Below are 26743 nucleotides of genomic sequence, written 5' to 3'. Positions count from 1 at the left end.
CGCCTCAAGCCTCTTCGCCCCGCAACTCGTCCCCCAGCCCGGCATCGATGAGGATGCGCCGGCCCTCATCGGCACGGTCCTCTTCCACGAGGAACCTTCGGGGCAAAAGACCGAGCGAACCCTCCAGAATGCTCATCGCCTGATCGGCGACAAGGCAGTGGATGCCGGCGTCCTTCATCAGGCTTTCGGCGAAGGAGAGCAGCACGGCATCGTTGGTACGGATCAGTTCACGCATGGATAAGCCCTAAATTCCCATCTTTTTGAATGGCTAGCGGCAATTCGCCCCTTGCCGCGCAAGGCGCCAGTTTTTATTGTCGAATCCAAATTCGAACAGGAGTCCTGTCCCTTGGGCGTCGTCATACCGCTTGAAGAAAGCAAAAACAAACTCGCATCCGTCAAGCCGCTTGTCGACCTGACCCGTGCCGACATGGAACGGGTGAACCAGCTTATCCTTTCCAGAGCCGGTTCCGATGTCCAGATGATACCTGAGGTGGCCAACCATCTGATCTCGTCCGGGGGAAAACGCCTGCGGCCGATGCTGACGCTCGCCTCGGCTTCGATGTTCGGTTACGAGGGCGACCATCACATCAAGCTCGCCACCAGCGTGGAATTCATGCATACGGCGACGCTGCTGCATGACGATGTGGTGGATGAGAGTGACCTGCGCCGTGGCAAGTCCACCGCCCGCACCATCTGGGGCAATCAGGCGAGCGTTCTCGTCGGCGACTTCCTGCTCGGCCAGGCCTTCCGCATGATGGTGGATGTCGGCTCGCTCGATGCGCTCGACGTGTTGTCTACCGCCGCGTCAGTGATCGCCGAAGGCGAGGTGTTGCAGCTTTCGGTCGCCAAAAACATGGAAACCACCGAGGACGATTATCTTCAGGTGATTCGCGCCAAGACGGCGGCCCTGTTTGCGGCGGCGGCAGAAGTTGGCCCGATCGTGGCGAAAACCGACAAGGCCACCCGCAGCGCGCTGAAATCCTACGGCATGAATCTCGGCCTCGCCTTCCAGCTCGTCGATGACGTGCTGGATTACGGCGGCAAGTCTGCCGATCTCGGCAAGAATACCGGCGATGATTTCCGCGAGGGCAAGATCACGCTGCCGGTCATCCTTTCTTATCGTCGCGGCACGCAGGATGAGCGCGCCTTCTGGCGTAACGCCATCGAAAAGGGCGAAAGCAGCGACGAAAACCTCGAAAAGGCGCTGGGCCTGATCACCAAATATAATGGTCTTGGCGATACGATCGGCCGCGCCACGCACTACGGCACCATTGCCCGTGATGCGCTTGCGCCGCTGCCGCAGACCCCATGGAAAAATGCGCTTCTGGAAGTGATCGACTTCTGCATCGAGCGTCTGAACTGAGGCTCAAGGCCCACACAAACGGCGGATGGACAGGACCATCCGCCCGCTGTTTCGGGCCAGATTCTTCGCAAGGCGGGATTGTGGCCGGGCCATAATTTCTTGCGGGGTTGCTTCAAAAAAGCCATTCTATCGTGACCAAACAATGGAAACTGATTTTTCCGTGCATTCGCACAAAGGCAAAGGTTCCCTCATGCGGCGTAAACCAGCACTCCGTCTTCTCTGCAGCGCGGCTCTAGCCGCCGCTCTCGCAATCGGCGCGGGCGCAAGCCCGGGCTTTGCGGAGACGAAGACGAAACCGGAAGAGAAGGCTGTCACTTTCGATCCCGGCAAGGTGAACACCTTCTCCGGCGCTTTCCTTGCCGGGCGCAATGCCGATGTCGATCAGGATTATCCGACCGCGATTTCGCTCTACAAGAAGGCGCTGGAATATGATCCGGCCAATACCGAAATCCGCCAGCGCCTGATGATCGCCGAACTGCTAAGCGGCAATTTCGAGGCTGGCGCCAAGATCGCCGATTCGATGAAGGACGATACGTCGGTGGAGCGCGTGACGACCATCGTGCGCGGTCTCGACGCCATCAAGGACAAGGAATTCGTCAAGGCCGAGAAAATCCTGAAATATACCGGCCCCAACGATCTCGACCGCATGGTCAACACGCTGCTGACCGCCTGGGCGCGTGCCGGTTCCGGCAAGCCGAAGGAAGCGTTGGCGCTGGTCAACAACATGAAGGGTCCGGGCTGGATTTCGATTTTCCAGAAGTACAATGCGGCGGCCATCGCCCTTGTCTCCGGCAACACCGACGTCGCCCGCAAGAGCCTCAACGAAGCGGTGACGGACCGCGAAGGCGGTGCGACTGCTTCCGACACCTATATGCGCGCGGTGATGGCGCTTGCCCGCCTGGAGGCTTCCGCCGGCAACAGGCAGAAGGCGCTCGACGCGATTGCGGTCGGCGACACTTTCGCGCCGAATTATGCGCCTCTCAAGGCGCTTCGCGAAGCAATCGAAAAGGGTGAGAAGCCAGAACAGCAGATCACCAATGCCGTCGAAGGCGCTGCTTCCGTGATGTTCTCCATCGCCGGCGCGCTGAACCGCGAAGGTGCCGAAGAGATCGTCACGCTTTATTTGCAGACATCCCGCGCCCTCGACAAGAAAAGCCCCGACACGCTTATTCTTCTCGGCGGTCTTGCCGAGGCCATGAAGCAGCCCGAACGCGCCATCGTGTTCTACCGCGAAGTGCCGAAGGATTCGCCGATGTACCGCATCTCCGAGCTGCAGCTCGGACTGACGCTGGCGCAGACCGGCAAGGTGGATGAGGCGCGCCAGCATCTCAGATCCCTGCTCGAATCCGATCCGAAGGACGTCCGCTCTTATCTCGCCTATGGCAGCGTGCTTTCCGATGCCAAGGACTACAAGGCCATGGCCGAGAATTACGACAAGGCCATCGAGGTGATCGGCGCCGTGCCGCAGAAATCCGACTGGTCGGTGTTCTTCCAGCGCGGCATCGCTTATGAGCGCCTGAAGCAATGGGACAAGGCCGAACCGAATTTCAAGCGCGCATTGGAATTGAACCCGGAACAGCCGCAGGTGCTGAACTATCTCGGTTATTCCTGGGTGGACAAGGGCATCAATCTCGACGACGGCATGAAGATGATCAGCCGCGCCGTCGAGCTTCGCCCGAATGACGGTTACATCGTCGATTCGCTTGGCTGGGCGCATTATCGCCTCGGCGCCTTCGATGAGGCCGTGACCGAACTGGAGCGGGCGATCGAACTCAAGGCCGGCGATCCGACCATCAATGACCACCTGGGTGACGCCTATTGGCGTGTCGGCCGCAAGATCGAGGCCGTCTATCAGTGGAACCGCGCCTTGATCGGCGATAGCGACGATGTGGACCAGGCCAAGGTGAAGGAAAAGATCGCCAACGGCCTGCCGCCGCTTGAAAAGGACGCCGAAAACACCGCCAAGAAGGAAGCCGCGCCGCAACCGCCGGCTCCTCCGGCACCGGCTCCTGCACCTGCCCCGGACAAGAAATCCTGACGCCGCATGCGCGTGCATGAAGTTTCCGGGGCCACCGAGACCATCGAGGCGGCCCCGGCCAAGATCAATCTGGCACTGCATGTAACCGGCCAGCGGGCGGATGGTTATCATCTGCTTGAAACGCTGGTGACATTCACTGAAGCCGGTGACGTGATCCGTATTCGCGATGCCGATGCCGATAGCTTCTCGATTTCGGGGCCTTTCGGCGATCTTCTGCGTACGGGAGATGGCGGCGACAATCTCGTCACCCGCGCCCGGGACAGGCTGCGTGATACGCTTGCGGCCACGGGTCAGCCAGGCCCTCCAGTTGCCATTCACCTCGAAAAGAACCTGCCGGTGGCTTCCGGCATCGGCGGCGGTTCGGCGGATGCAGCAGCGACGCTGCGGGCGTTGTTGCGGCACTGGCATGTTACGATAGAGCCGGAAGGGCTCGCCTCAATCGCGCTCACACTCGGCGCGGATGTGCCGATGTGCCTTGAAAGCCGGCCCCTCATCGCACGCGGCATTGGCGAGGAGATCGAACCGGTCATCGATCTGCCCTGCCTCTTTCTGGTGCTCGCCAACCCGCTGAAAGCCGTCTCGACGCCGGATATATTCCGACGCTTGCAGAACAAGACCAATCCCCGCCTGCCGGCACATGCGACAATTGGCTGGATGGATTTTCTGGCGCAAAGCCGCAACGATCTCCAACCACCCGCGCAGACATTGCTGCCGGAAATCGGCGAGATCGTCGGCATGTTGTCGCAGGAAGGTGCCGCGCTTGTCCGCATGTCCGGTTCGGGTGCGACCTGCTTCGGGGTTTTTCATTCCTTCGATACCGCCCGAAACGCGGAAACATCGCTTCGGAAGAAACGCCCCGGCTGGTATTTTCAGGCGACGCGAACCATTTGAGGATTAGGCCATGGCAGGCGAAAGACCCTTCATTCCCCTTGGCATTGCGGTTTTGACCGTGTCGGACAGCCGCACGCTGGAGAACGACAAGTCCGGCGATACGCTCGTCGCCCGGATCGAGGAGGCCGGGCATCGCCTCGCCGCCCGCGCCATCGTGCCGGATGACAGACAAGCCATTTTCAACACCGTGCGCGACTGGACACTTGCCGACGGCGTGGATGTGGTGATCACCACCGGCGGCACCGGCTTTACCGGCCGCGACGTGACGCCGGAAGCGCTGGAGCCGCTGTTCGAAAAGCGCATGGACGGCTTTTCCGCCATCTTCCACCGCATTTCCTATGAAAAGATCGGCACCGCCACCATCCAGTCACGCGCGACCGGCGGCGTGGCGAACGCCACGTTCATCTTCGTGCTGCCGGGATCACCGGGGGCTTGCAAGGATGCGTGGGATGGCATTCTCAAGGCGCAGCTCGACTATCGCCACTTGCCGTGCAATTTCGTGGAAATCATGCCTAGGCTGGATGAGCATTTGAAGCGTGGGGCTGGTGGGGTTTAGAGCAGCCGATTGAGGGTGCGTGTGGCTTACCCCCCTCTGCCCTGCCGGGCATCTCCCCCACAAGGAGGGAGATCGGCAGGAGGCGCTACCGCCACTTCATTCTCAAGCTTGAGATGGGCGAGACCTTACGGCATATCGATCTCCCCACCTGTGGGGGAGATGCCCGGCAGGGCAGAGGGGGTAAGCCACACGCGCCTTCGGCTCGCTATCAATGGACAACGCCTTCCCCACCGGCGAGAAGACGAGATGCGTGGCCGAAAACCCATCACGCCAGATACTTCCGGAAGAACTCCACCGTCCGCCCCCAGGCGAGATCAGCGGCGGCCTTATCATAGCGCGCCGAGGACGTATCATTGTTGAAGGCATGGTTGACGCCGTCATAGACGAAAATTTCGAAAGTCTTGCCGTTTTCCTCCAGCGCTTTCTTATAGGCATCGATGCCAGCATTGATGCGTTCATCAAGACCCGCATATTGCAAAAGCAAGGGTGCCTTGATGGCCGGCACATCGGCTGCCGGCGCTTGCTGGCCGTAATAGGCAACGCCGGCGTTCAGGCCTGCGGATTTGGTGGCGAGGCGGTTGACGAGCCCGCCGCCCCAGCAAAAGCCGACCGCGCCAACCTTGCCGTTCGCGCCCTGCCTTGCGGCCAGCCACACCCGGCCCGCCTCGGCATTGGCGACCGTTGCGTCCATGTCGAGACCGCTGAACATTTCCCGCGCCTTGTCCTCATCCGCCGGCGTGCCGCCCTGCGGCGAGAGGAAATCGACGGCTAGCGCCCGGAAACCGGCAAGCGCCACACGCCTTGCCACATCTCGGATATGATCGTTCAGTCCTCTATTCTCGTGGATGACGATGACGGAGCCGATGGGGCCGGACACCGATTTCGGCGTAACGAGATAACCCTTCATTTCGCCACCGGGGGCGGGATAGGTCACCTCTTCCGCAACGATGCCCGCATCATCAGGCGCGACGATGGCCGCATGGGCGCTGCTGGCGGAAAGAAGCGGTGCGATGGCGGCCGCAGCCGCACCGGACCCGGCAAGAAGGGTGAGCTTTTCCATGAATTTACGGCGGTCGAGGCTGAGATGGGTATATTCATCGTAAGCGTCGATCATGGCCTGCGTAATCTTGGGCTTGTCCATCGCCTGTCCTCCTTGAACGCGGATGCGACGGGCAGGATAACGCAGATCGCCCTGCGGGGAACGCAGCGGGCGGCGACGGCGCCACACTTTTGCGTGAGCGCCGCAGGCCCTGTCATTCGCCTCAGGCGGCGAGGTCCACAACGATACGGCCGTCGATCTTGCCTTCTTCCATGCGGTGGAAGATATCGTTGATATTTTCCAGCTTGTCCCAGGAGAAGTGGGCGGCGACCTTGCCTTCACCGGCGAAGGTCAGAGCCTCCTCCAGATCCTGCCGTGTGCCGACGATGGAGCCACGCACCGTGATGCGCTTCAGCACCGTGTCGAACACCGGAATGGAGATGAAGCCCGGCGGCAGGCCGACAAGCGCCATTGTACCCTTGGAGCGCAGGAAGCCATAGGCCTGCTCCATGGCCTTGGGGGAGACTGCCGTCACCAGCGCGCCATGGACGCCACCGGTTGCCTTCTGCACCTGCTCCACCGCGTCAGGCGCACGGCCGTTAACGATGACATCTGCTCCCAGCTTTTTCGCAAGCGCCAGCTTGTCATCGAAAATATCGGCGGCAACGACATGCATGCCCATGGCCTTGGCATATTGCACCGCCATGTGACCAAGCCCGCCAATGCCTGATATGACCACCCATTCACCGGGCCTGACTTCGGTTTCCTTCAAACCCTTATAGACGGTGACGCCAGCGCAAAGCACGGGTGCGGCCGGGCCGAAATCGAGATTGTCAGGCAGGCGGCCGACGAATTTCGGATCGGCAAGGCCATATTCGGCAAAGCTGCCATTCACGGAATAGCCTGAATTCTTCTGGCTCGGGCACAGCGTCTCCCACCCCGTGCGGCAGGGGATGCAGCACCCGCAGGCAGTGTAAAGCCACGGCGTGCCGGCGCGGTCGCCCTCCTTGATGCCGGTGACACCAGCGCCGATCTTCGCTACGTAGCCGGCACCTTCATGGCCGGGAATGAAGGGCGGGTTGGGTTTGACCGGCCAATCGCCCGTTGCGGCGTGCAGGTCGGTGTGGCAAACGCCCGTCGCCTTGTAATTGATGAGAATTTCACCGGGACCGGGATCCGGGATCGCTACTTCCTCGATGGTCAGCGGTTTCCCAAACGCGCGGACGACGGCTGCCTTCATTGTTTTTGTCATGACATACTCCTCAATCTCTGCTCGCCTGAAATCCTCGACGGCGGGGCAGAGATTAACGGGGATGGGGCGTCATGGAATTGACCCATCGCAAATCGGCTTATTTTGGAGGCGTCGACTGTCTCACTTATGGAGCAACCTGACGATGCTGTTTCACTCCAGAGCCAACCAAATGGCGAGCCAGCCCCACAGGCAGACCAGAAGGGCAAAGCCGATGCCGAACAATGCCCCACGATGGCGGAGACGATTGCTGGTGACATGAACATAAGAATGGGCGTAACGCGACAGCACGAACAACCAGGCCAGCACGATGGTGACGATATTGTCCGCATCGGTGATGTAAAGCAGCAGGCAGGCGATGTGGAACAGGACGGGAAGTTCGAACTGGTTGGCGATATTGCGGTTTACCAGATAGCTTTCCCGCGCTTCCTCGCTCTTGTCGCGAAGCCGGATGGCCGATTCACGATCCGTGAAGGTGTATTTTTTACGCCGGTAGAGCAGCAGTATGTAAAGTCCGAAAACGAGAAAGACATGGGCGATCATCGGCCAGAACATTGCGGTCGTCGGTGACATGCTTTCTCTCCCAATCATGAAAACGCTCCCCGATCCGGCTGGAATCGGGGAGCGCCAAATACTCAGTCTATCTTTTTACGGATTCGGTTTGAAAGATCAAACCGCGCCGGGATAGTTCGGGCTTTCGCGGGTGATCGTCACGTCATGGGCGTGGCTTTCACGCAGGCCGGCGCTGGAAATGCGCACGAAGGTGGCGCGCTCCTGGAATTCCTTGATGTTGCTGCCGCCGACATAACCCATGGCGGCCTTGAGGCCGCCGGCCAGCTGATGCAGGACGCCGGAGACCGGACCCTTGTAAGGAACCTGACCTTCGATGCCCTCAGGCACGAGCTTCAGCGTATCGCGCACTTCCGCCTGGAAATAACGGTCTGCCGAACCGCGGGCCATGGCGCCAACGGAGCCCATGCCGCGATAGGCCTTGAAGGAACGGCCCTGATAGAGGAACACTTCGCCCGGGCTTTCATCCGTGCCGGCGAGCAACGAGCCGATCATGACGGCGGAAGCGCCGGCGGCGATCGCCTTGGCCAGATCGCCCGAAAACTTGATGCCGCCATCGGCGATGACAGGAATATCGGCAGCGTTGGCCGCCTCAACAGAAGCCATGACAGCCGCCAGCTGCGGCACGCCGACACCGGCGACGATGCGGGTGGTGCAGATGGAACCGGGACCGATACCGACCTTGACGGCGTCAGCACCGGCATCGATCAGCGCCTTGGTGCCATCGGCGGTGGCGACATTGCCGGCGATGATGCGAACAGAGTTCGACATCTTCTTGACCTGCGCGACGGCGTCCAGCACGCGCTGCGAATGGCCATGTGCTGTATCAACGACCAGAAGGTCGACGCCGGCATCAATGAGGCGCTCGGCGCGCTCGATGGCATCGGCACCGACGCTGATGGCGGCGGCGGCGCGAAGGCGGCCCTGCGCATCCTTGGTGGCGTTGGGGTTCAGCTGCGACTTTTCGATATCCTTGACGGTGATGAGGCCGACGCAATTGCCCTTGGGGTCTACAACCAGCAGCTTTTCGATGCGGTGCTTATGAAGCAGCCGGCGCGCTTCCTGTTGATCGACGCTGCTTTCCTTGACCGTGACCAGGTTTTCCCGGGTCATCAGCTCGTAGATCTTCTGCTGCGGATCGGAGGCGAAGCGCACATCGCGGTTGGTCAGGATGCCGACAAGGCGGCCGTTCTTGTGGCCGCCGGAACCGCCGTTTTCAACCACGGGAATGCCGGAAATGCCGTGCGCCTTCATCAAAGCCTGCGCTTCTGCAAGCGTCGCATCCGGGCCGATCGTGACCGGATTGACGACCATGCCGCTTTCGAATTTCTTCACCTGCCGAACTTCTTCGGCCTGCTCGATGGGGGTGAGGTTGCGGTGGATGACGCCGATGCCGCCGGCCTGGGCCATGGCGATGGCAAGACGGCCTTCCGTGACCGTATCCATGGCCGAAGACAGGATCGGCAGGTTGAGATCGATATCGCGGGCAATGCGGGTGGCGATATTCGTCTGTCCCGGCATAACTTCGGAATGCCCGGGCTGCAGCAACACATCGTCAAATGTGAGAGCGTCCAAACCAGTGGGTGTTTGAATGATGCGTGCCATGACCAAATTCCTTCATAATGAAAAATGCGTGGCCGTCCCGGAACGAAAAGTTCACCCCGGCGCCCTGCAAGGATTGCTTGGAAGTTGGCGAGGGCTGGTAACACGTTCATGACAGGAAGGGAATAGAAAAAACCCGGAATGGACTTCCGGGTTCTCCCTGTTGCTGCATTGCAGCAGATATCAGATGTCGAACTGGTAGGACTTCGGCACGAAACGATAACCCGTATCCAGCTTTTCCGCGTAACCAACGGACGGGAAAGGCATGTGATAGCCAAGGAAAGGCAGCCGGTCGGTGGCGATCATGTCATAGACTTTCTTGCGGGTGGCAGCCGCAGCCGCCTTGTCCATGTCGAATTTCACTTCCCAATCGGGCCTCTGCAGCGACAGGACGAAATGGTTTGCCGTATCCGCCGTCAGGATCAGCTGTTTACCTTCCGATTCGACCCGGAAGATCATGTGGCCCGGTGAATGGCCGAAGGCCGCAATGCCGGTGATGCCGGACACGACATTGGCGCCGTCGCCGATGAAGGTCGCCTTTTCCGAAAGCGGCTTGACGTTGGCGATAACGCCCTTGTGCCCACCCTCGGCAGGCGTGCCGACCCGCTTCTCATCCGTCCAGAAATCATATTCCGCCTGGCCGACCACGTAACGCGCCTTCGAAAAGGCTGGCGCGCCCTTTTCCATCAGTCCGCCGATGTGGTCGCCGTGCATGTGGGTCAGCACCACCACGGTCACATCCTCCGGCGTGTAACCGGCCGCCGCCATGCCCTCGATCAGGCGGCCATTGCCGGCCCCACGGCCGGCCTCGCCGAAACCGGTATCGAACAACACAAGGTCTGTGCCGGTATTGATGAGAACCGGCGAAAAGGAATTGACGAATTGCTCCTTCGGCAGAAAATTATCTTCCAGCAATTTACCGACCGTCTCCGCCGACTGATCCGTGCCGAAGGTCTCACCAGGGTTTGGCGCGGCGCGCGCGCCGTCCTTCACCACCAGCACCTCGAAATTGCCGAGCTTGAAGCGGTTGGTTTCCGGCGACATGGCGTGCTTTATCTCCATGGAGGTTTGCGGCTGGTTGGTCTGGGCGGTTGCGGTGCGCGCCATCAGCAGCGGCGCACCGAGGACGGTTGCGCCGGCTGCACCGATGAGGCCGCGTCTGCTCATGCTCAAGGATTGGGTCATCATCTTGTCTCCGATTTCGCCAACTGGCCGTTATCACCAACTGAACTCACCCAACGGACAATAGAGCGAGAAAGTTTCAAGGAAACCGGCCTCACGCAGGTTTGATCGGAGCGTTAGAAATAGACAATTAACATGTTGGCAAGCGGTCCCATCAGGCGTAGGAGGAACGAGAGACACCTTTGTCGCAGCGGAAAGCCGCAGGCAGCCCCATGAACCGCATCATCCCCCTCATCCTGGCAGTCGCTCTCTTTATGGAGCAGATGGACTCCACCGTCATCGCCACCTCGCTTCCGGCGATTGCAGCAGACCTCAATGTCGGCCCGATCACCCTCAAGCTCGCGCTGACCGCCTATATGGTGTCGCTGGCGATCTTCATTCCCATCAGCGGCTGGATGGCCGACAAATACGGCGCAAAAAAAATCTTTCGTTTCGCCATCGGCGTCTTCGTGGTGGGGTCGATCTGTTGCGCGGTCTCGTCGTCGGTGTTCGAGTTCGTGCTCTCGCGGTTCCTGCAGGGCATGGGCGGGGCGATGATGACACCCGTCGGCCGTCTCGTTCTGCTTCGAACGACGAAACGGACCGAACTCGTTTCCGCCATGGCGCTGTTGACGATACCGGCGCTTGTGGGGCCGCTTACCGGCCCGCCGATCGGCGGTTTCATCACCACCTATTTTTCCTGGCACTGGATTTTCCTGATCAACGTGCCCATCGGTATTATCGGCATCTGGCTGTCGACCATCTTCCTGCCGGAAATCGAAACCACCAATCCGCCGCCGATGGACGGCAAGGGTTTCATTCTGTCCGGTATCGCCGCCTCCGGCGTTGTCTTCGGCGTGTCAGTGGTCAGCCTGCCGGCACTGCCGCCCGCCATCGGCATCGCCTCGACGATCATCGGTTTTATCTGCGGTTTTCTTTACGTGCGCCATGCCGCGCGCCATCCCGCCCCCATTCTGGATTTCCGCATTTTTCAGAATGCGACGTTCCGGGCGGCCTCCGTAGGCGGCACCATCTTCCGCATTTCGACGGGCGCCATTCCGTTCCTGATGCCGCTGATGCTGCAGATCGGCTTCGGGCTTAACCCGTTCCAATCAGGGATGATCACCTTTGCCGGCGCAATCGGTGCGATCACCACGAAATTCATGGCCAAGCGCGTGTTTGCGGCAACAGGATTCAGGTCAACGCTGATCGGAGCGGGCGTCGTCGGCGCGTTCACGACGCTTGCCAACAGCTTCTTCACACCGGAAACACCCTACCCGCTGATCATGATCTTTCTGGTCACGGCGGGATTTGCCCGGTCGTTCTTTTTCACCGGATCGAACGCACTCAGCTATTCCGATATCGAAGACAGCCAGGCCAGTCAGGCAACCTCGATGGCCTCGGTGATGCAACAGATCAGCCTGGCGCTGGGTGTGGCTTTCGCCGCATCCATTCTGGAAGTCAGCAGTGCAATGTCAGGCACGCATCTGCAGCTTGCCGATTTCCACATCGCCTTCACCATCGTGGCGCTGGTGTCGCTGTTCGCCATCGTGCCGATCATCCGCATGGACGCACAGGCCGGTGCGGCCGTCTCCGGCCACCGCGGCAAGGTTTCGCAACCGGCGGAATGATCAGTCTTCAGCAGCCTCTCCGGCTTCGGCATCGATAGCGGGCTCGTTCCTGCGGCCCTTGAAGTGCTTGGCAAGCAGGAACATCTCGACCGATTCCGAGCGTGACGACGCCGGCTTGATGTGCAGGACCTGCTTGAAGTTCTTCTTCAGCATGTCCAGCAGCGCCTTTTCCGTGCCGCCCTGGAAGGTCTTGGCCAGGAAATGGCCGCCTTCCGCCAACACCTGAACGGCGAAATCGGCCGCGACTTCGCACAGATGCATGGTGCGGATGTGGTCGGTCTTCTGGTGGCCCGTGGTTGGCGCCGCCATATCCGACAAGACAAGATCGGGCGTGCCGCCGACAGCTTCCATCAGCTGGTCCGGTGCGGTCGGGTCGAGGAAGTCGAGCTGCAGGATCTTCACGCCGGGGATCGGATCGATTTCGAGAAAATCGATGGCCGCGACGCGGATATCATCCTCAGTCGAATCCGTCACCTTGGAAGCGATCTGCGACCAGCTTCCGGGTGCGGCGCCAAGGTCGATGATGCGCGTCGCGCCCTTCAGAATCTGGTGCTTGTCGTTGATTTCCAGAAGCTTGAAGGCGGCACGGGCGCGATAGCCTTCCAGCTTGGCGCGCTGCACATAGGGGTCGTTGATATGACGTTCCAGCCAGCGGCGCGATGAGGCCTTGAGCTTGGTCTTCTTGACCTTCTGGCCGATCTTTCGGCCGGTACGATTGGTGCTTGTCGGCGCCTTGCTCATGTCAAACCTTCTGTTCTGTCCTGCCGTACGATCTGCATGCGCCTTATGCGGTTGCGCCGCCATGCGCCGTCATCCGCCATCATATCCGTCAAGAGACCTTCACGCAGGCCACGATCGGCCACCCGCATGCGGCGTGACGGCCAGCGGCGGCGAATGGCCTCAAGAATGGCGCAGCCCGCCAGAACCAGATCGGCCCTATCAGGACCGATGCAGGCATTGGCGGCGCGGCCAGCGAAATCCCATGCCAGCAGCTTGTCCTGCATGGCGGTTACCTCTGCATCGGAAAGCCAGAGGCCATCCACCTTGCGGCGATCATAGCGCGGCAGATCGAGATGAACACCCGCAAGCGTCGTCACCGTGCCGGATGTTCCGATCAGATGGAAATCCTCGTGATGCACAAGCGGTGCGAGAGGCGGGCAATGGAAGGCATCCAGCAGCCCTTCAACTTCCCGCACCATGGCCGCAAACACGTCAGGCGTCACATCGCGGCCACCATGGCGTTCCGAAAGCGTGACGACGCCGACCGGCAGCGAGGTCCAGTGGGTGATGTGGTTGGCGAGCCGGTTCGAGCGGTTTTCGCCGACCTTGATGACGGCGATTTCCGACGATCCGCCGCCGATATCGAACAGCACCACGGAGCGTGCTTCACGCCCGACAAGCGAGGCGCAACCCGAGACCGCAAGGCGGGCTTCCGTTTCACGGCTGATGATTTCGAGCCTGAGCCCGGTTTCGCGGGTGACACGCGCCAGAAATTCCTCACCATTGATTGCCGCGCGGCAAGCTTCGGTGGCAATGAGCCGCATGCGCCGTATGGGACGACCCGCGAGTTTCGCGGCACAGACCTTGAGGGCCTCCACCGCGCGATCCATAGCATCGTCTGAAAGGCGGCCGGTCGATACCAATCCCTCGCCCAGCCGGACGATACGCGAAAAGGCATCAACGACCCGGAACTGGCCGGGCCTTGTCGGCTGCGCGATCAGCAGGCGGCAATTATTGGTGCCGAGATCGAGCGCCGCATACATATCTGCCGGCGTGTCCTGGCCATGCTCGTGCTGACGACCCGTGTGTCGCGCGGACATGTCTGATTGCTGCCGGTGTGGCTCATGGGAAGCCCCATTGGCACGACCGTTCTGCTTGCCGACATGTCTTGGTGCCGGAGAGGGAACCAGCGGGCGCCCCTGCGGATCGCGACCACGCGGATCGCGGTGAACCCGCTTGCGGTTGCGCGATTTGCGAACACCGCCGGGCGGTGCAGTGGTTGGATTTATGGCGTCCGTTGCAATTGGAACCTGCGCCTGTTCACCAGATGCAGGCGCACTCTGCTGGGAGGACGCGCCTTTGCCGCGAGAACGCCGCCGGCGCTTTCGTTTGCGCGGTTCGGCATCCGGCTCGAGAGCCGACACGTAAGGGGAACCGGCCGGAACATCCGCGGCAACATCATGCGACAGCACAGCGGTGTCACGGGGTTTCCCGTCACGCTTGTGTTTCTTGCCACGACGGGATCGCTTCGCTTTCCCTTTGTCCGCCACCGATGCCCCTTGGTCCGACGGCTTTGGGCCGTTTCCGGGGTCGATCACTGTCTTGTCCATTTCGCCGCGCACAAGCAAAGACGCTATGCTGCTGGCTTTCATAGGTTTCGTTGGGTGGACAATACCAGCGCAAGAGATTTTAGCCAAATGGTTTTTCCCGAACCGAAAACGGCAACGGTTCACATGCGATAGGAAGCGCGGGTGCTGACTGCCGAAATCGCTGTGATTATTTCCGGGGATGTCTGAAAATCGGGATATCAGGCGGGGAGAAAAATACTCCCATCTCCCGGTAAGTCCTTGTAGCATTTGAACTTATCGGGAGAAGGGAATGGTACGGTTGAGTGGGGTCGAACCACCGACCTCAGGTGCCACAAACCTGCGCTCTAACCAACTGAGCTACAACCGCACATGAAACGCCGAAGCGGCGTCACGGGGGGTGACATAAAAGGTGTTTCCCCCATTTGCAAGTGCCTCAGTGAATTTTGCGAAAAAAGGCATCGAAAGGCAAGCGCTTTCATTGCGCCGAGACGGATAACGGGCGAAGGCAAGGCCTGTTCATGTTAACTCTGTTTGGCGATTCATCCGCCGGATGGTGGACCCCGCCGGCCTGTGAAGTTATTTAAAATTCTGTTAACGTGGTGCCATAGCGGGTTTACCTTTCAGCTTCATGAGGAGGCTGAAAAGCCCGCAAGGTCCGGTAGTGCCAGAATAGGTTTCGACATGCCCGCCGTCCAGTATCCCTTTATCGATATAGCAGTGCATGAACGGGTGCGTGAAGGTTTCGGGCGCGGCGAGGCGATGGCTTTGTTCTCGCTCGACCTTCAGAGCGCCCTTTGGGCCAACGGCCGGGGTGCGGCGTTGTTCGGCACGCCGATGGTCTACGATTTTCTGGAACAGGGCCCGAAGCGGCAGGATGTGACCTTCCGGCAGCTGGCGGCGACGGCGGCGCGGCTTTCCCAGGCGGGCGACAGCCTGCCGTTTACCATTCGCATCAATGCCGGTTTCCGCAGCATTGCCGTGACCGCCAGGGCGGAAATCATTGAAGCAGAACCGGGCCAGCCAGCAGTACTGTTTTCCGCCCTTACCGACCAGGCCGCGCCGGACACCACGGAATGCGCCCGGCGCATGATCGAAGGTTTTGACGACCCCGATATTCATATGGCGGTTCTGAATGGCGACAACGAGATCGTTGCTGCTTCGCCGCGCTTCCCCTCTCTCGGCATTACGCCGCACACGGCAAGGACGCTGGTGCGCATGGCCGCCGGCCAGTCCGGTCATCTCGTCAAGCGCCCCGTGCCGACCGGCAAGGGTTATCTGCCGGCGGCGACCGGCCAGATCACGACGTCGCCCGAACTCAACCTGATGTTCGTGGTCGAGACCGCGCTTGGCACACTCGATCCTGTCAATGGCTTTGCCGAAGACAAGCCGCAGGAAACCCCGGCTGCCGTTCAGCCCGATTTGCCAGTCGCGGAGGCCGCACCTGTTGTCGCCGCCGCGGCCTCCTTTGATTCCGTGCTTGATGCCGTTGCCGGTATCGAGGATGTGGAGGACGTGCCGGAACTGCACGCCGATGGCGAAGACGAGATTGTGGCCGAACAGGAACTGGACGCCCTTCCCTTGCCGGCAGAAGAACAGGCCGAGGCCCCACTGGATATCCCTGTCGAAGATGCCGATGCCGCCGCGCAGGAGGCGATGACCGACGATATTGCCGATCTCTTCGAACTCGATGCGGATGAGGCAGAGGCGCCGGCAATCGACCGTGCCACCGGTCACGACCATGCTGAAGAGGTGTCGGAAGAAGCTGAAAGCGTACCAGCGGAAGAGATCGCCGAAACCGTGACGGCGCAGGCCGCTGTGCCGACGGAAGAGGATATTCCGGCGGAAACGGACGCAGCAGAAGAAGCACCGGCTTTTGTCTTTAATGCCGGTGCGCGGGCATCCCGTTTCGTCTGGAAAATCGATGCCGAGGGGCGCTTCAGCTCGATTTCGCATGAATTCGCAGAAGCTGTCGGCGCAAAGGCGGCGGCTGTCGAAGGCATGGGCTTTGCCGATGTGGCCGCACTTTTCAACCTTGATCCGGATGGCAAGATTCGCGAACTTCTTAGCCGTCGCGACACGTGGTCGGGCAAGACGATCTATTGGCCGGTGGAAGGCACCTCCCTGATGGTGCCGATCGACCTCGCCGCCCTGCCCACCTATACCCGCTCGCGTGAATTCGACGGTTTCCGGGGTTTCGGCATCGTGCGGCTTGCCGACGCCGCGCAAGATCCGCATGCCACCGGCCTTACCTTCCTGAACGCGGAAGATGTTTTTCAGACCGAAGCTTCGCCGCAGTTGGATGCCGTGGATGAAAGCCGCGAATTGCTGGCTTTTATCGATGAGGATGACGAGGCCGAAGACGGGGCCCCGGCGGTGGAAGCTGACGAAACGACGGGCGAGGCTTCGGCCGAAGACCAACGTCACGATTACAGCCCGCCGGAATTAGAAGCACCCGTGCCGGCGACCGTTCGAGCGCCCGAGCCGTCCTATTCCGACAAGGTCGTTCATCTGGAGGACCGCCGTTCGCGCTCACGCGAGGGTTTGACCGCAGGCGAACAGGCTGCCTTCCGGGAAATCGGCCGGACGCTTGCACCCATCGATACCCTGGCCGACGAGAACCGCAAAGCGGACGAAGAGGCTCGTTCCGCCGAACCGGTTCCGCAGGATAGTCGCGAAGATATCGCCCCGGAAATGCCGGTGGACAAAACGCAGAACGTTCAAGAGCCTGCCAAGGCGACGGAAATAGTGGAGGAGGACGACCTCTTCGCCGATTATGTTCGTGGTGAGCGGCCGGCTGCTGCCCCCACACCGACAAATGAAATCGATACCGGCGAGAAGGAAGAAACCGCTACGGACTTGCAGCCGACGGCCGATATTGCTGCTGCGATGATTAGCCCTCCCCCTCGCCCCGCCGGTGTCCTGACGGCCGAGACATTGGATCAAATGCCGGTAGCGCTTCTTGTCCATGCCGGCGACAGGCTGATCCACGCCAATCCGGATTTCCTGCGGCTGACGGGCTACACCTCGCTTGAGGAACTCCAGGATGTGGGCGGGCTGGAAGCGCTGCTGCAGCGGCAGGAACTGGACGAGATGCCTGACAATGAGGGCGGCATGGTCGTGGTCAGTGCCGAAAACGACATCATTCCGGTCAAGGCGCGGTTACAGTCCATCCGCTGGGAAGAAACCAAGGCACTGATGCTGTCGCTGATTCCGCTGGAAGAAAAACAGACGCCTGTTGCAGCAGCCAACGAAAATACGGCAGCAACAGCGGGTGCAGAAGCCGGCAGCGTTTCCGTGCTGCAGGGTGAAGTCGAGGAACTGCATTCCATTTTGGAAACCGCCACCGACGGCGTGGTGTTACTGGGAGACAGCGGCGAAATCCGCTCGCTCAACCGTTCCGCCAGCGCGCTGTTCAACTATGACAATGGCGAAATCGCCGGCAAGCCCTTCGTCACCCTGTTTGCGCATGAGAGCCAGCGCGCCGTGCTGGATTATCTCTCCGGCCTTGCCAATAACGGTGTGGCCAGTGTGTTGAATGATGGCCGCGAGGTGATCGGCCGCGAAGCATCCGGCGGGTTCCTGCCACTGTTCATGACCATCGGGCGGCTTAAATCCTCGCATGGCTATTGCGCCGTCATCCGCGACATCACCCAGTGGAAGCGCACGGAGGAAGAACTTCGCAACGCCAAGCGGGCAGCGGAAACCGCCAATGCCCACAAGACCGATTTCCTGGCGCGCGTCAGCCATGAAATCCGCACACCGCTCAACGCCATTATCGGCTTTGCCGACATGATGGCGACCGAGCGGTTCGGGCCGATCGGTCATCCGCGTTATGCGGAATACTCCAATGATATCGGCCGTTCCGGCCGGCACGTGCTCGACATCGTCAATGATCTGCTCGACATTTCCAAGATCGAGGCGGGGCAGATGGATGTGGATTTCATCGCCGTGCCGTTGAACGAGACGGTGGCCGAAGCGGTCTCGCTGGTGCAGCCGCAGGCCAACAATCAGCGTGTCATCATCCGCACCGCACTGTCGCAATCCGTGCCACAGATCGTTGCCGACCTGCGCTCGATCAAGCAGATCGTGCTGAACATCCTGTCCAACGCCATCCGCTTCACGCCGTCGGGCGGCCAGATCGTCGTTTCCACCGCCTATGAGGCGAATGGCAGCGTGGCGCTGCGCATTCGCGACACCGGCATCGGCATGACGCGGGCGGAGCTGGAACAGGCCATGAAGCCATTCCGGCAGGTGGCCTCATCCAGCAAGCGCGTGCGCGGCGACGGCACCGGGCTTGGCCTGCCACTGACCAAGGCGATGGTGGATGCCAACCGGGCAAATTTCTCCATCACCTCGACGCCGAATGAAGGCACGCTGGTGGAAATCACCTTTCCATCGCAACGGGTTCTTGCCAACTGAGGCCATGCGGGCGTAGCAATGCGAAAGCCACCGGCATCATGATCGCCGATCACGGCTTTCGCAAGACAGGCCCGCATGCCCATGACGGTTTCCCTTCCAGCCACAAAACGCGTTTCGATACTGCCTGTCGCGGCGGTCATCGTCGCGGCCATTGCCGCCATGCCGATTCTGGCGATCTTCTGGCTGGCGCTCACCGGCAGTACCGATGGATGGCAACATCTTCTCGCCAACGTTCTGCCGCGTGCGGGGTTTCGCACGTTCATGTTGCTGGGGATGACGGCCGCGACGACGGCGTTTTTCGGTATTGCCTGCGCCTGGCTCGTCACGACATTCGAATTTCCGCTTCGGCGTCTGTTGTCTGCGGCACTTGTGCTGCCGCTGGCCATTCCCTCCTATCTGGCCGCCTATGCTTTCGGCGAATTCCTCGATTTCACCGGCCCGGTTCAGAGCGCAATTCGCGCCGCCTTCGACTATCACAGCATCCGCGATTACTGGTTTCCCGACATACGCTCGCTTGGCGGCGCGGTGATCGTCCTGAGTTCGGTGCTTTATCCCTATGTCTATCTTTCGGCTCGCGCCGCTTTTTCCATGCAGGGCCGGTTTGCGGCGGAAGCGGCCCGCACGCTTGGCGCAAAGCCGCTAAGCGTGTTCTTTTCCGTACAATTGCCCATGGCGCGGCCGGCGATTGCCATCGGGCTTTCGCTAGTCTTGATGGAGACGCTGAACGATATCGGTGCAGTCGAATATCTCGGTGTCCAGACGCTGACCTTCACCATTTACGAGACCTGGCTCAATCGCGGCAATCTCGCCAATGCGACGCAGATCGCCGCCGTCATCCTCATCATCGTTGGCGCGCTGATCTTCATCGAACGCAATGCGCGTGAGAAACAGCGTTTCGGTGCGCCGAAAGCGACGAGCATGGCGCAGCGCCACCGGCTGAAGATGTTGACCGGCTGGCGGCGCTGTTGTGCGAGCCTGTTCTGCTTCCTGCCCGTGGCAAGCGGGTTTTTCATTCCCGTCATCGTGCTTGGCGGTTATGCCGCCAAGCGGCTGGATGCGCTGTTTGCACCGAAACTTCTGAAAGCGCTGGGCCACAGCCTCGAGGTCTCGCTCTCCGCCGCTTTCGTCACCCTGATCGCGGCTTTCATCTTTTCCTACGCCATTCGAACCGAGCGCTCGCGCACATCGAAGGTCGCGGCCCGCCTTGGCTCCATGGGATATGGCGTGCCGGGAACGGTGCTTGCCATCGGCGTGCTTATTCCGCTCGCCAGCCTCGACAATGGGGTCGACGGGTTCATTCGTTCGCATTTCGGGTTTTCAAGTGGATTGCTGCTTTCCGGCACAGCCTTCGCCATCATCTATGCCCATAGCGTGCGTTTCATGACTATGGCGGAAGGCACGCTCGATGCCGGTTTCCAGAAGCTCTCGCCGCATATCGACATGGCCTCGCGGACGCTTGGACGCAATCGTTTGCAAACGCTGTTCAAGGTACTGTTGCCGAACATGCGGCCGGCGGCGCTGACTGCTTTTCTGCTCGTACTGATCGAATCCATGAAGGAACTGCCGGCGACCATCCTGCTCAGGCCTTTCGGTTTCAACACGCTCGCCACGCTGGTCTATGAGGATGCATCCCGCTCCAGGGTGCAGGATGCCGCCGTTCCGGCAATCATCATCATCATTGCCGGGCTTATTCCCGTGCTTCTCGTCTCGAAATCGATGGATCATCCGGAAAACAGCTGAGCCGCGCCCGGTATCTCGGCAAAAAGAAAGGCGGCCTTTCGGCCGCCTGTATTAGTTGTGCTTTTTTTAACGAGAGAAAGGGGGACAACCTCGCCATATGGAAATTATCAATCCCGGTCGTCAGAAATTTGACAACCCTGCGTTAGGTTTACTTTCCGCCAACTCCTATTAACAAGCGGTTAAAACCAAAATCGAGCAATCACCGACGATAATTCCTATTTTGAGACCGTAGAGTTCCAAAACTAAATTATAGGTTTCTAATTTTATTGCGATTTCAACAGTAACGCGAAGAAATCGGAGCCGAGCCGATAATCAGTTGCGGGCGGCGGCGTGTTCGTCCCGCATCCTCTGCAGTTCGGTGCGTTTGGACGTGATGGAGGTGACAATGACGCCGATCGTCACGAGGCCGATGAGGATCGTGCAGATGGCATTGATTTCCGGCGTCACGCCGAGGCGTACCTGCGAGTAAATCTTGATCGGCAGCGTGGTTGCGCCGGGGCCGGTGGCGAAGCTGGCGATCACGAGATCGTCGAGCGATAGCGTGAAGGCCAGCATCCAACCGGCGATGACCGCGGGGAAGATCAGCGGCAGGGTGATGCGGAAGAAGGTTTTCACCGGCGGGCAGCCGAGATCGAGCGCTGCTTCCTCGAGGCTGCGGTCGAAGGTCAGCAGGCGCGACTGCACGACGATTGCCACATAACACATGGTGAAGGTGGTGTGGGCGATGACCACCGTCCAGAAACCGCGATCCACCCCGACGGCGACGAACAGCAGCAGCAGCGACAGGCCGGTGATGACTTCAGGCATGACAAGCGGCGCATAGATCATGCCGGAAAACAGCACACGTCCCGGAAACCGCGCAAAGCGGGTGAGCGACAGCGCCGCCAGCGTTCCGAGGATGGTGCCGATGGTGGCGCTAAGGATACCGACGCGCAGCGTCACCCAGGCCGCATCCATCAACCCCTGGTTCGACCACATGGACCTGTACCATTGCAGCGAAAAGCCACCCCAGACGGTGACGAGCTTGGAGGCATTGAAGGAATAAACGATCAGGATGATGATCGGGATATAGAGAAAGGCAAAACCGAGCGTCAGGACGGTGATGTCGAATTTTCCGCGCTTCATGGCCTCATCCCACCTTCTTCTGCTGGTTCTGGAAGATGGCGATGGGCACCACCAGCAACAGCAGCAGCAGCACGGCCACGGCGGATGCCAATGGCCAGTCGCGATTACCGAAAAATTCCGTCCAGAGCGTTTTGCCAATCATCAATGTCTGCGCGCCGCCGAGCAGATCGGGAATGACGAATTCGCCTGTTATCGGGATGAAGCAGATCATCGCACCAGCGACGACACCCGGCAGGGACAGCGGGAAGGTAATCTTCCAGAAGGCCTTCCATGGCGGGCAGCCGAGATCGGCGGCCGCTTCCAAAAGCGTGTTATCCAGCTTTTCCAGCGCCGAATAAAGCGGCAGTACCATGAAGGGCAGATAGGAATAAACGATGCCGATGAAGATCGCCGTCTCGGTGCGGAAAATGTTGACCTGCTGGTCGGGGCCGAGAAACCCGAGCCATTGGAACAGCACCGTCAGCAGTCCCTCGGGCTTCAGAATGCCGATCCAGGCGTAAACGCGGATGAGGAACGAGGTCCAGAACGGCAGGATCACCAGCATCACCAGTGTCGGCCGCACCGCTGAAGGGGCGCGCGCCATGGCCAGCGCCATGGGATAACCGATGAGCAGCAGTAGGCAAGTGGAGATGAAGGCGATACGCAGCGACGACAGGTAGGCGTCGATGTAGAGCGGGTCTTCCGTCAGGAACAGGTAATTCTCGAAATCCAGCTGCGAGAAGAACGCGCCGAGCTTCGAAAATCCTTCGAAGACCGGCGTATAGGGCGGCATGGATATGGCCGTATCCGACAGCGAGATCTTAAAGATGATGAAAAACGGCGCTGCGAAGAACAGCAGCAGCCAGAAATAGGGAACCGCAACGACCAGCCAGCGCCAGGGGCTTTGCCGGTTTTCGGGAGTTGTGATCGCCATGAAAGCCTCCCTCAGCGTGTCAGGACAAGACCTGAATCCGGTTTCCAGTTAAGCCACACCATATCGCCGAAGGTGATCGGGCGATCGACGAGACGAGAGACGTTGGCCTGCGCGGCGCGTAGGACACGGCCATCGGCAAGCTTGACGATGAACACCGAAAAGTCACCGAGATAACCGATATCCCAAACCTCGCCATAGGCGGAATTGACGGCAATGTCGGCGGGCTGGTCGAGCGAGATGCGGACCTTTTCCGGGCGGATGGCATAAGCCACCTGACTGCCGTTCGCAGCGGCGCATTCCTGCTCCACCGTCACCTTCAACCCGTCGCAATCGAGCGTCACCAGACCCGGCTTGCCGAGGTCTGAGGCGTTGGCGACGACATTGGCGTCGAAAATATTGATGTCGCCGATGAAGTCAGCGACGTAGCGCGTGTTCGGCGCCTCGTAAATCTCGGCCGGCGTCGCCACCTGCACGACGTTGCCCTTGTCCATGACCGCAATGCGATCCGATACCGTCATCGCCTCTTCCTGATCGTGCGTGACGATGAGGAAGGTGAGGCCGAGATTGGTCTGGATGTCCATCAGCTCGAATTGGGTTTCTTCGCGCAGCTTCTTGTCGAGCGCGCCGAGCGGTTCGTCCAGAAGCAGCACCTTCGGTCGCTTGGCAAGCGATCGGGCGAGCGCCACGCGCTGTCTCTGGCCGCCAGAAAGCTGGCTCGGCTTGCGTTTGGCGAATTCCGTTAGCTTGACGAGCCGCAACATTTCCTCGACGCGGGAAGATATTTCTGCCTTCGGCAGGCCGTCCTGCTCCAGCCCGAAGGCGATGTTCTTTTCCACCGACATATGCGGGAAAAGCGCATAGGACTGGAACATCATATTCGTCGGGCGCTTATAGGGCGGCACGCCGGAAATATCCTTGCCCTGCAGCAGGATGCGGCCCTCGGTCGGCTCCTCGAAACCGGCCAGCATCCGCATCAGCGTGGTCTTGCCGCAGCCGGAGGGACCGAGCAGCGAAAAGAACTCGCGCTCGTAAATATCAAGCGTCAGATTGTTGACGGCGACGAAATCGCCGAAACGCTTGGTGACGTTTTCAAAGCGGATGAAGGGCACCGCATCGGGGTTGTCCCACGGGCTGAATTTACGTTTGACCGGCCCCAGAGTTTTCGCCATGCACCCTACCTCAAATCCCGTTGGTCTTGTCGATTTGAGCATCGGACCGAAAACCGCATCTATTTTCGGTCGGATGCCTGGGGCGGGCAGCACCGGCAGGTAACGTGACCTGCCGGCAAAAGCATCAGAGAAACAGGCCCGCCGGCCGTTCCTCAACCAGCGGGCTGCGGTGTCAGCTGCCAGTCTTTATCTGCGTCCAGACGCGGTTCAAAACACGCTGTTCCTTCGGTCCATAAGGCGAGATGGTGAAGAGCTTCTTCATCGTTTCGGCATCGGGATAGACAGCGGGGTTCTTGGCGACCGACTCGTCCATCAACGCCTGCGAGGCGAGGTTGCCATTGGCGTATTGAACATAGTTCGACGCCTTGGCGATGACTTCCGGCCGCATCAGAAAGTTGATGAAGGCATGCGCTTCCTCGACATTCTTGGCATCCGCGGGGATGGCAAGGTTGTCGAACCACATATAGGTGCCTTCCTTCGGGATGATGTAGTTCACTTCGACGCCGTTCTTGGCTTCCTCGGCGCGGCTCTTCGCCTGCAGGATATCGCCCGACCAGCCGATGGTGATGCAGCTATCGCCATTCGCCAGCTCATCGATATAGGCGGAGGAATTAAACGTCTTCACAGAGGGACGGATCTTCTTGTAGACCTCGCCGCCGGCTTCCAGATCGGCCGTTTCCTTGCTGTCCGGGTTCTTGCCGAGATAGTTCATGGCAATCGCGAAGGTCTCGTCCGACGCATCGAGAATATTGATGCCGCAGGATTTCAGCTTTTCGGCATTTTCCGGCTTGAAGAGAATATCCCAGCTATCGACGGGAACATCGCCGAGAGCGGCCTTCACCTTGGCGACGTTATAACCGATGCCTGTGGTGCCCCACATGTAGTTGACGGCATATTCGTTGCCGGGGTCGTATTTCGCCAGACGCTCGGAGACTTCAGGCCACATGTTCTTCAGATTCGGCAACTTGGACTTGTCGAGCTTCTGGAACACGCCGGCATTGATCTGGCGGGCGAGGAAGGGGCCGGTAGGCACCACGACGTCATAACCGGAGCTGCCGGCCAGAAGCTTGGTTTCCACGAGTTCGTTGCTGTCGAACACGTCATAGACAACCTTGATGCCGGTTTCCTTGGTGAAATCGGCAAGCACTGATTCGTCGATATAATCCGACCAGTTATAGACGTGGACGACCTTCTCCTGGGCCATTGCCGAGCCTGCTGCAACGAGCGCGGTGGTGAGAGCCAAGGTCAGGCGGAGAGAACGGTTTTTCATGATGTCTCCTGTTAACGCATCCTCACGACGGAAGCGTGATCCCCTTTTTTAGCGAGACTAGAAAGGAAAACAAAAGGGAGCAAGCGGGAAATGTGCAGCACAGCATTTTCAACCAAATGTGTTCCGGTCACAAAAAAGCGAATGGAAACACCTACTGGAAGTCGAAAACACTGAGACCGGTGACCATTTCATCGAGCCCCAGCGGCCGTGTCAGCGGCGCTTCGGCGCGCGACAGGCAGCCCTGTCTTTCGCAGAGACGGCACGAGGGGCCGACGGCGACGGGTGGCGCGCCCGAAGCAGCGGGGCCATAAACCGTCTCTCCAGCCTGATTGAGATCGCAACCTAGAAGCATGGCCGTGCGCCTTACCCTTTCGCCAAACCCGGCCTGTGGGCCTTCCAGCGTGCGCGAAACCGTCAGGAAGGCGTCACCGTCAGGCATTTCCACCGCTTCCACCAGCACTTGCCCCGGCTGGGCGAAAGCCGCATGGATATTGAGCCGCGGACAGAGGCCGCCGAACCGCGCCCTCGGAAAACCGCCGGCACCCGCAAGGCGGAACCGGTTGCCGGCATTGTCGATCTCCATCAGGAAAAACGGGATTGCCGCGGCTGTCGACCGTTGCAGGCTGACGAGCCGGCTAGCGGCCTGTTCGAACGACACATTGAAGCGCGACCGCAAAACATCGAGGTCATATTTTGCGCGCTGGGCGGCGGCAAGGAATGCACCATAGGGCATCATCAAGGCATGGGCGGCATATCGTGCCAGTTCGAAACGGGCGATGCGCCGCGCCTCCTCGCCTTTCAGGCTCAGCGCCTCCAGTTCCCCGCCAATCTCTTCGCGAAGCGCCAGAAGACAGGTCTCCATCGCCATTTCCCTGATCTGATCCGGCTGCGACAGGCGCTCGGATAAAAACAGCCGCATGGAATGGCGATCGTAACGCCGCCGCAGATTGGGCATGGCGTGCACCGGCAGGGTTCTGGCCACGATGCCGTGGTTTTTCTGCAGCCATGCGCGCAGACCGGAGGCGAGGTCGTCGCCTGACGACAATTGTTTATGGAGGTCTTCCGCCGCCGCATCGATGGCATGGAAATAGGCCGGCCGGTTTTCAAAGACATGCCGTACCTCGTCGATCGGCAGGCGGGTGGAGGAGAGCGCGGTCTCATGCCCCTCCCGCGCCAGAAGATCCGACAGGTCGGAAAGGCGCTGCGCCTGCTCCCGGTAGGCCCTGTAGAGCTTGAGGACGCCGCTCGCCGCATTGGGCGCGGCATCGGCAACCTCGATCAGTTCCTGCGGCGACGGCACCTCGCCCGAAAGCAGCGGATCGGCAAAAACCTCGCGCAATTGCCCGGCGGATCCGGCGCCCTCTCCCTGCAGGTCATCAAGATCGACCTTGTAAACCGAGGCAAGCTTCAGCAGCAGCTGCACGGTGAGCGGCCGCTGGTTGCGCTCGATGAGATTGAGATAGGAGGGCGAGATCGCCAGCGCCTCGGCCATGGCGGTTTGCGTCAGCCCCAGACCGTTGCGAATGCGGCGCACGCGCGGGCCGGCAAAAATCTTGTTTTCCGACACAGTGTCACCCCTCCATCCCGTCAACTCATACAAGTCTGTTACAAACTCGCTAGAGCATCGCTTTTACAAAATTTACAATTTTACAGCGCTACCCTGTCATGCATCCTACAGGATAACCTCTTTCAAGTCAC

General features: G+C 60.1%; 20 protein-coding genes and 1 tRNA gene. 7 read left to right on the top strand and 14 right to left on the bottom strand.

All coding sequences use genetic code 11. The features are described from left to right. Positions 1-4: 4 nt before the first annotated feature. Positions 5-235: a DUF2007 domain-containing protein gene (locus DXT96_RS00810; RefSeq protein ID WP_142841218.1), complete on the bottom strand. Its 231-nt coding sequence runs from the start codon at positions 233-235 to the stop codon at positions 5-7. 111 nt (positions 236-346) lie between these two features. On the opposite strand from DXT96_RS00810, the gene DXT96_RS00805 reads away from it, so the two are divergent. The 4 genes from DXT96_RS00805 to moaB all read left to right on the top strand — a co-directional run bounded on the left by DXT96_RS00805 (position 347) and on the right by moaB (position 4848). Next, positions 347-1363 (top strand): polyprenyl synthetase family protein, encoded by a 1017-nt coding sequence (locus DXT96_RS00805; protein WP_149898619.1) that lies wholly within the window; start codon positions 347-349, stop codon positions 1361-1363. A gap of 142 nt (positions 1364-1505) precedes the next feature. Then, positions 1506-3401 carry a tetratricopeptide repeat protein gene (locus DXT96_RS00800; protein WP_174373061.1) on the top strand — a complete coding sequence of 632 codons (1896 nt, stop codon included), beginning with the start codon at positions 1506-1508 and terminating at the stop codon, positions 3399-3401. A gap of 6 nt (positions 3402-3407) precedes the next feature. Then, positions 3408-4292, top strand: a complete 885-nt coding sequence (locus tag DXT96_RS00795) for a 4-(cytidine 5'-diphospho)-2-C-methyl-D-erythritol kinase (RefSeq protein WP_153513209.1) — start codon at positions 3408-3410, stop codon at positions 4290-4292. A 10-nt stretch (positions 4293-4302) separates the two neighbouring features. Beyond that, the gene (gene moaB, locus DXT96_RS00790; protein ID WP_153513208.1) at positions 4303-4848 is read left to right on the top strand and encodes a molybdenum cofactor biosynthesis protein B; all 546 of its coding nucleotides are present in this window, start codon (positions 4303-4305) and stop codon (positions 4846-4848) included. Positions 4849-5113: 265 nt separating this feature from the next. On the opposite strand, the gene DXT96_RS00780 is transcribed toward moaB, so the two are convergent. The 5 genes from DXT96_RS00780 to DXT96_RS00755 form a co-directional block, all read right to left on the bottom strand. After that, positions 5114-5989 (bottom strand): dienelactone hydrolase family protein, encoded by an 876-nt coding sequence (locus tag DXT96_RS00780; RefSeq protein ID WP_153513207.1) that lies wholly within the window; start codon positions 5987-5989, stop codon positions 5114-5116. Between the two features lie 121 nt (positions 5990-6110). Further along, positions 6111-7139, bottom strand: coding sequence for an alcohol dehydrogenase AdhP (gene adhP / locus DXT96_RS00775; RefSeq protein ID WP_149898614.1), 1029 nt, complete (start codon positions 7137-7139; stop codon positions 6111-6113). 150 nt (positions 7140-7289) lie between these two features. Then, positions 7290-7691, bottom strand: a complete 402-nt coding sequence (locus tag DXT96_RS00770; protein WP_174373139.1) for an MAPEG family protein — start codon at positions 7689-7691, stop codon at positions 7290-7292. 114 nt (positions 7692-7805) lie between these two features. After that, positions 7806-9311 carry an IMP dehydrogenase gene (gene guaB, locus DXT96_RS00765; RefSeq protein ID WP_153513205.1) on the bottom strand — a complete coding sequence of 502 codons (1506 nt, stop codon included), beginning with the start codon at positions 9309-9311 and terminating at the stop codon, positions 7806-7808. A 180-nt stretch (positions 9312-9491) separates the two neighbouring features. After that, positions 9492-10493, bottom strand: coding sequence for an MBL fold metallo-hydrolase (locus DXT96_RS00755; RefSeq protein WP_194287583.1), 1002 nt, complete (start codon positions 10491-10493; stop codon positions 9492-9494). Between the two features lie 209 nt (positions 10494-10702). Here DXT96_RS00755 and DXT96_RS00750 point away from each other — a divergent pair, with 209 nt between their 5' ends. Continuing rightward, positions 10703-12100: an MDR family MFS transporter gene (locus tag DXT96_RS00750; RefSeq protein WP_149898611.1), complete on the top strand. Its 1398-nt coding sequence runs from the start codon at positions 10703-10705 to the stop codon at positions 12098-12100. Here DXT96_RS00750 and DXT96_RS00745 read toward each other — a convergent pair whose 3' ends face one another. The 3 genes from DXT96_RS00745 to DXT96_RS00735 all read right to left on the bottom strand — a co-directional run bounded on the left by DXT96_RS00745 (position 12101) and on the right by DXT96_RS00735 (position 14776). Further along, positions 12101-12841 (bottom strand): RlmE family RNA methyltransferase, encoded by a 741-nt coding sequence (locus tag DXT96_RS00745; RefSeq protein WP_153513204.1) that lies wholly within the window; start codon positions 12839-12841, stop codon positions 12101-12103. Beyond that, on the bottom strand, positions 12838-14472 hold the full coding sequence (locus tag DXT96_RS00740; protein WP_153513203.1) for a Ppx/GppA phosphatase family protein: 1635 nt from the start codon (positions 14470-14472) through the stop codon (positions 12838-12840). Before DXT96_RS00740 ends, DXT96_RS00745 begins: the two co-directional genes overlap by 4 nt. Positions 14473-14699: 227 nt before the next feature. Continuing rightward, a tRNA-His gene (locus tag DXT96_RS00735) sits at positions 14700-14776 on the bottom strand. A 314-nt stretch (positions 14777-15090) separates the two neighbouring features. Between DXT96_RS00735 and DXT96_RS00730 the strand changes: the two genes are divergently transcribed. Next, on the top strand, positions 15091-18828 hold the full coding sequence (locus tag DXT96_RS00730; RefSeq protein ID WP_153513202.1) for an ATP-binding protein: 3738 nt from the start codon (positions 15091-15093) through the stop codon (positions 18826-18828). Between the two features lie 75 nt (positions 18829-18903). Further along, on the top strand, positions 18904-20568 hold the full coding sequence (locus DXT96_RS00725) for an iron ABC transporter permease (protein WP_194287514.1): 1665 nt from the start codon (positions 18904-18906) through the stop codon (positions 20566-20568). Between the two features lie 312 nt (positions 20569-20880). Here DXT96_RS00725 and DXT96_RS00720 read toward each other — a convergent pair whose 3' ends face one another. The 5 genes from DXT96_RS00720 to DXT96_RS00700 all read right to left on the bottom strand — a co-directional run bounded on the left by DXT96_RS00720 (position 20881) and on the right by DXT96_RS00700 (position 26612). After that, the gene (locus tag DXT96_RS00720) at positions 20881-21693 is read right to left on the bottom strand and encodes an ABC transporter permease (RefSeq protein WP_046800630.1); all 813 of its coding nucleotides are present in this window, start codon (positions 21691-21693) and stop codon (positions 20881-20883) included. A 4-nt stretch (positions 21694-21697) separates the two neighbouring features. Then, the gene (locus DXT96_RS00715; RefSeq protein WP_153513201.1) at positions 21698-22606 is read right to left on the bottom strand and encodes an ABC transporter permease subunit; all 909 of its coding nucleotides are present in this window, start codon (positions 22604-22606) and stop codon (positions 21698-21700) included. 11 nt (positions 22607-22617) lie between these two features. Further along, positions 22618-23775: an ABC transporter ATP-binding protein gene (locus tag DXT96_RS00710; RefSeq protein ID WP_153513200.1), complete on the bottom strand. Its 1158-nt coding sequence runs from the start codon at positions 23773-23775 to the stop codon at positions 22618-22620. 172 nt (positions 23776-23947) lie between these two features. After that, the gene (locus DXT96_RS00705; protein WP_153513199.1) at positions 23948-25045 is read right to left on the bottom strand and encodes a polyamine ABC transporter substrate-binding protein; all 1098 of its coding nucleotides are present in this window, start codon (positions 25043-25045) and stop codon (positions 23948-23950) included. A gap of 151 nt (positions 25046-25196) precedes the next feature. Next, the gene (locus DXT96_RS00700; protein ID WP_371418757.1) at positions 25197-26612 is read right to left on the bottom strand and encodes a short-chain fatty acyl-CoA regulator family protein; all 1416 of its coding nucleotides are present in this window, start codon (positions 26610-26612) and stop codon (positions 25197-25199) included. Between the last annotated feature and the right edge of the window lie 131 nt (positions 26613-26743).

Source organism: Agrobacterium sp. ICMP 6402, from assembly GCF_009498615.1.
Classification (GTDB): domain Bacteria; phylum Pseudomonadota; class Alphaproteobacteria; order Rhizobiales; family Rhizobiaceae; genus Agrobacterium; species Agrobacterium burrii.
Note: the sequence above shows the minus strand (reverse complement) of the source record. Positions and strands in the feature narration are given on the sequence as shown.